Origin of the sequence: Pseudoalteromonas atlantica (assembly GCF_043641955.1) — a bacterium.
Classification (GTDB): Bacteria; Pseudomonadota; Gammaproteobacteria; order Enterobacterales; family Alteromonadaceae; genus Pseudoalteromonas; species Pseudoalteromonas atlantica_A.
This window is the reverse complement of the sequence record NZ_JBHZRV010000028.1, coordinates 1-1,116: the sequence shown is the minus strand read 5'-3', so window position 1 is coordinate 1,116 and position 1,116 is coordinate 1. Positions and strand designations below refer to the sequence as shown.

General features: G+C 37.5%; 1 protein-coding gene and 1 pseudogene. One reads left to right on the top strand and one right to left on the bottom strand.

The window, feature by feature from the left end:
- Nucleotides 1-180: 180 nt before the first annotated feature.
- Nucleotides 181-522, top strand: a complete 342-nt coding sequence (locus tag ACHUE3_RS19840; protein ID WP_394194019.1) for a DUF6694 family lipoprotein — start codon at nt 181-183, stop codon at nt 520-522.
- Nucleotides 523-592: 70 nt separating this feature from the next.
- Here the strand turns inward: ACHUE3_RS19840 and ACHUE3_RS19900 are convergent.
- A pseudogene (locus ACHUE3_RS19900) lies at nt 593-805 on the bottom strand (IS110 family transposase); the annotation flags it as partial.
- Nucleotides 806-1,116 lie beyond the last annotated feature (311 nt).

The window sequence follows — 1,116 nt, the reverse complement described above, 5'->3', positions numbered from 1 at the left end:
TGACCAACAGAAGTATATTCCATGTATTAATGAGCTAGGTAAACACATTAATGAATGGAACGGAGTAACTATAAGGCACTTAAACGGAGCTAAAACAGTGGGTTAGGTTTCGCTTCGCTACACATTATAACCCACTATTTTAGTCCGCTTAGTGCGGCGTTATATTTATAAGGATATTCGATGAAAAATTTACTAGTAGTTGTCATAATTTTAATTCTCAGCGCTTGCGCTAGCACAAAAAAGGATTTTGTATTTGATGGTTCAACAATTGAATCAACCAAGCAAGGAATATCTAAAGTATCTAAACGTTTAAAACCAATGCAGCAGATTGAATTTATGATGGCTCTAATGGCTATACAGTTTTCAGATGTAAGCAGCGTGAATGAGATAATTGGTGATCCGACAATGACTAACGAAATGAACTATTACATCATAGGTAAAAAGATTGATGGTTTAAATTACTATGGTGTCTTAGATTTAGCTAAGTCATCACAAACCAAAGTAAGTCTGGCAGCACAATAAATATAACAACAAGCCCTGAGGTGGACAGCAAGCACTAAAGCCCACTTTCCACCGTAAATTCTGACAGCGGTCATCCCTTACTTTTCAATGCCGTTAAGTAAGTTGATTCATCGTAGGGCGTATGTGTTTTTCAGCACCTAAATAGGATTCGTATCCACTTAAATGCCAATGATCTGATGATGGTATTATGAGGTTTTCCTTTGGCTTCTTGCTGCCGATAATAGGCTTTTGCCCAAAATGAATAGCGCACAGATAATCCTGCCGACTCTACAAACGGTTGCCTGAAAAGCTTAGTGCATGAGTTGATCCCTCTGAGGCAAATCTTGACTTCAGACTTCAAGACCTTTTTAAAGAATAACAAACGATTAGGGTATATAGAGCCTGCTTTATTTTATATAAAATGCGGAGTATGACCGTCAAGAAGGGGATGAATAAATTGATCTTGCACGGTCAAACGAAAGTGAATGTATTTACTTCATTCTGCTGCAACTGTAATTCCCTCTAAAACAGCCATTACAACAACCGCACATTCTCTTTTTCTATTTTACGTAAACTAGCGATAACTGATTGAACCAAAACAGGAACTCGGCTATG